The organism is Mesorhizobium sp. M7A.F.Ca.CA.002.09.1.1, from assembly GCF_003998555.1.
Classification (GTDB): Bacteria; Pseudomonadota; Alphaproteobacteria; order Rhizobiales; family Rhizobiaceae; genus Mesorhizobium; species Mesorhizobium ciceri.
The window spans coordinates 1-4,396 of sequence record NZ_RZRR01000459.1; the positions used below are offsets into that span (position 1 = coordinate 1).

At 63.4% G+C, this 4,396-nt stretch carries 5 protein-coding genes; 3 read left to right on the forward strand and 2 right to left on the reverse strand.

Annotated elements, in window-relative coordinates:
* From EN994_RS19620 to EN994_RS19630, 3 genes are all read left to right on the forward strand, one after another.
* Nucleotides 1-195: GMC oxidoreductase (locus EN994_RS19620; protein ID WP_245466051.1), on the forward strand; the 195-nt coding region annotated here is incomplete at its 5' end.
* Nucleotides 196-208: 13 nt separating this feature from the next.
* Nucleotides 209-658 carry a hypothetical protein gene (locus EN994_RS19625; protein ID WP_013528107.1) on the forward strand — a complete coding sequence of 150 codons (450 nt, stop codon included), beginning with the start codon at nt 209-211 and terminating at the stop codon, nt 656-658.
* A gap of 74 nt (nt 659-732) precedes the next feature.
* A complete protein-coding gene (locus tag EN994_RS19630; protein ID WP_024501831.1) occupies nt 733-1,812 on the forward strand; it encodes a glycosyltransferase in 1,080 nt (359 codons plus the stop codon).
* A gap of 18 nt (nt 1,813-1,830) precedes the next feature.
* Here EN994_RS19630 and EN994_RS19635 read toward each other — a convergent pair whose 3' ends face one another.
* Together EN994_RS19635 and EN994_RS19640 are read right to left on the reverse strand one after the other, a co-directional pair.
* Complete coding sequence (locus tag EN994_RS19635) at nt 1,831-2,853, reverse strand: phosphoribosyltransferase family protein (protein ID WP_013528105.1); 1,023 nt, start codon at nt 2,851-2,853, stop codon at nt 1,831-1,833.
* A gap of 52 nt (nt 2,854-2,905) precedes the next feature.
* Nucleotides 2,906-4,396 (reverse strand): lipopolysaccharide biosynthesis protein (locus EN994_RS19640; protein WP_164746022.1); only part of this gene is annotated, 1,491 nt, incomplete at its 5' end.

Consider the following 4,396-nt stretch of genomic DNA (forward strand, 5'->3'; position numbering starts at 1 on the left):
ACCGAATCGCACGTCCAGGGCACGCTGAGGATGGGCACCGGCCCGGCCGATTCTGTGGTCGACAGCGGCATGATCCACCATCAGCTCAGAAACCTGGTCGTCGTCGGCACCAGCACCTATCCGAGCTGCTCCTGCGCCAACCCGAGCCTGACCGCGGCAGCGCTGTCCTTGCGGGCGGCGAGCCGGATCGCGTGAAAGGAGGTATCGCATGATCGAGATTTCCAGACGCTCGGCCCTGGCCGTCTTGGCTGGCGGAGTGGTTTCGACGGGGGTCGCCTACGCCACCGTTTCCTCCTTCTCGGACGAGGATCTGGTGCGCGTCACGCTGGAAAAATATCTTGGCAAGTTGAACATCCGCATCGAGCATCTGCAGCAGTTCGTGCTGGCGTTCCGCGACAGGAATCCATGGAATTTCCCAAGCGAAAAACTGAGTGATGCCGTCACCCTGGTGGAGGAGCTCAAACTGGGCGCCGCGCGTCGCTTGCTGCCCCGGCGGAAGCGGGAAGATCTGCTGCATTTCGACCGCTGGGTCGTCGCCGAATTCCATATGCTGACGGACTACGCCTGGCGCAGTTCGCCCAACGACCCGATCCGGTTTACCGGCTGGCAATCCTGTACCAATCCCTTCGCCAATCTGGAGCCGCCGAAACTTGCCTGACGTCGAAAGCGAGGCGGCGGCCTTTGCCTGTTGTCTCCGAGCAAGGAATACGAGATGCGACAAGGAGCCCGATCATGAAAGTTCTCTTTGCAGGCGGCAACGGCTACCCGCCCGAGTTCAGTGGCGGCGTTCAGTCGAGCACGCATCATCTGGCCGAACAGTTGATCGAGCACGGTCATGAAGCGGCTGTGCTCGCCGCCCTGTTCGGTGACGGTGTCTTCGGCTTCAAGGCACGCGCCAAGATGAAGCTGTTGCGGCAGCCGGCGGTTGTCGACAGCTATCCCGGCTATCCGGTGGTGCGGGCCTGGTTTCCCTGGGAAGCGGCGGGTTATGCCGTCGACAGGCTGAAGCCCGATGTCGCCGTGGTCCAGTGTCACAAATCGGTTCCGATCGGCAAGGCGCTGCAGGCGGAGGGCGTGCCTCTGGTCGTTTATCTCCGCAATGTCGAGTTCCATGAACTGGGCGGCGATCTGCGCGAATTGCATTCGGCGCTTTACATTGCCAATTCGGATTTCACCGCGCGAACCTACAAAAAAGAATTCGGCATCGAGGCAGCGGTGATCCCGCCAACCATCAACCCGGCGCATTACTCGACGCCGACGACGGGCCAGTTCGTCACGCTGATCAACCCTTATGAGGAAAAGGGGTTTGAGCTCGCGGTGCGGATTGCCGGCGCCTGCCGCGAAATTCCATTCCTGTTCGTCGAAAGCTGGAAGCTCGACGACGATCACCGGGCGCGGATCGAACAGACGATCGCTCCCTTGGGCAATGTCGTCCTGGAGAGCCGCACCAGCGACATGAAGACGGTCTATGGCCGCACGAAGATCCTGCTTGCTCCCAGCAAGTGGGAAGAGGCGTGGGGCCGCGTCGCTTCGGAGGCCCATTGCAGCGGAATCCCCGTTATCGGTTCGCGGCGCGGCGGTCTGCCCGAGGCTGTCGGCTCCGGTGGCGTGGTGCTGGATTACGATGCTCCGCTGGCCGATTGGGTCGCGGCCGTCAGGCGGCTGTGGAACGACAACCAGGAATATGACCGGCTTTCCAGTCTCGCTCGCAGCTTCGCCGGGCGCCCGGAACTCGATCCCGATCGCCAGTTCATCACCTTCTTCTCGATACTGGACAGGGCCATGCAGCAGCGCGCGCGACAGGCGGCCTGACGACGCCGCCTGAGCAGGTCAGGCCGGACGCTTGACCCGGCTTTTCAGCGTCTCGTAGCCGCGGGCGCCAAGCAGTGCGCGGGCAATGGTCTTGGCGGCGCTCTTGCGGCCCTCTTGCGACTTGATCTGCCGCAGCCTTGCCGGCAGGTTGCGGGCCGCCTGGCCAAGTGCCGGCAGCGACAGCGCGTCGGGGAAGCTGACCATATGCGTTTCGACGCACAGCACCGGCTTGCCTGACAGTTCGGTGATCTTCAGCGCCTGTTCGTGCTCGCTCTCGATGAACAGGATGGCATCGGACTTGCGGTAGAAATCGGCCTTGAAACTGCCATGCGCGCCGAGTCGTTGCCGTTCCGCCTTGCTCGGCAGATCGAGCATGATCAGCTGGTCGTATTTGATCTCATGCTTGGCGAGCCATGCCTCGGTGAGCGCGCGGTATTTCTCCAGCCGGCTGGTGACCAGCCAGCCGATCCTGTGGGTCGCGACATGGAGCGGCCGCGCTTCGCTGAGGAATTTCTCATAGGCCGGGCCGTCGTCGTTTTCCGCCTCTGTCGGGTCGAGGCACAGCACGCCGTCAATGTCGACGCAGCATTGCGCCAGGAATTTGTGATGCATGAAGTTCCACTGGAACATGCGCGGATGCGGCACGACCTCGAAGACGAGGTCGGTTTCCTGGTGCAGGGGCTCAAGGCCGAACACGGCGGCAAAGGTGAAGTCCGCCTCGATGCCCGCAGCCTGGATGCGGGCGCGTGCGTCGCGCATGGCGTTGCCGCCGGCGACGCTGTCGTCGATCACCAGCACCTTGCGCATCTCGGAAACCTTGCGGTCGAGAGCGGCCCGGCGCTTGGTGACGCCTGATGTGTAGATTCGCCCAGCCAGGAAGCTGTCGAGATCGGTCATCGGAATGTTCGCCGCAAGGCTGACCAGCGTCGCTGCCAAAACGCCGCTTCTCGGCACACCGACGACCAGGTCGATGTCGCGCGGCAGCCGGTGCAGGCCCCTGACGATGGCGTCGTTCATATCGGAGATCGATCGGTAGTGCATGGTTCAGACCTGGTCCTGGAGGAGATGTCCGTAGCAGTCGAAGACGCCCAAATTATTGCGCTTCGCGCGGCGCTGCCGCAGGCAGCCTTGCCGGCAGCATCTTGAGCGCCTCGCGCAAGGCTTCGCGGCCGGAGGCGAATGCCAGTGCGATGATGATTGTGATGAGGTAGGCGAACACGGCGCTGCTGGCCAGGGCGACGACATGCTGCTGCGGCAGCAGTGGCTTGACGAACCAGATCGCGGCCAGCGCCAGATGGGCGCCAAGCACGAACGGCGTTGCCGCGCGCAGCACATGATGCGCCTGCAGCGGTCCGCTCTTGCCGACATAGAGCCATAGGAACGGCGTCCGCAGATATTCGCTGATCGCATAGGCGATCGCCACGCCCAGCGCGCCATAGGGCAGGCCGAGCATGAAAGCCAGCACCGACGTCACGGCCGTTATGATGCCCCAGCGCATGAAATCGCCGGAGCGGCCCTGGCTGACGAAAAGCCACCCCGCCGGATTGTTGAGCGGCTGCAGCAGCCCGGCAAAGCCGAGCGCCAGGAAAATCGAGGCGCTTGCGCGCCATTGCTCGCCGAGCACGAAGGGGATCAGCACATCCGACATCGCGGTGGCGAAGGCGACACCGGGAAGCGCCACCAGCAGGATCAGCGGCATGACGCGCAGATAGGCGCTGCGGTAGCGATCCGGCTCGTCCTTCAGCCTGGAAAGTGCTGGAACCATCACCTTCGACAAGGGGTTGGTGATCTGGCTCAGCGGAAACAGAAGCAGCTTGTAGGCGCGGTCATAGAGGCCGAGCTGCGCCTCGCCCCAATATTTGCCGATCAGCACGTTGTCGAGGTTGCGGGCAAAGAAATTGGCGAAGTTGAAGCCGGTGATGCCGGCGCCGAAATTGATCAGCTCGCCGATGCCGGCGACCTTGCGCGGCAGGCCCGGACGCCAGCGCGAACTCGCCCAGTAGCAGAGCGTCGGCAGCACGGCACCGGTCAGCGTGCCGGCAAACAGGGCCCAATAGGAGCGATCGATGAAGGTCCAGGCGATCGACACGGCAAGCCCGGCGATGGCGCTGGCGACGTCGATGACGGCCAGCCGGCCGAACTGCATACGGCGCGTCAAGAGCGCCAGATGCTGGGCGCCAAGCCCATAGGCCATGATCTGCAGCCCGAACGCAGCCACCAGACCTGTCACGCGCGGCTCGCCGTAGAAGGCAGCAACCAGGGGCGCGGCACCCGCAAGCACGCAAGCCAGGATCGCGCTGACGGCGACATTGATCCAGAAGAGGTAGTTCACCTCCTCATGCCGGATGCCTGATTTCTGGATCGTTGCCTGGGTCAGGCCGAAATCCTGGAACAGTGCGATAAAGGCAAGCACCGGCGCGCACATCGCCACGACACCGAAATCCTGTGGCGACAACAACCGCGACAGCACGATAACCGACAGAATCTGTGTCGCGACCCGCACCGATTGCGCCATGGCCGTGACAACCGCGCCGCGCCCAACCGATTTGCGCAAGGAGCCTTCTGGCGGATCGAATGCATTGGC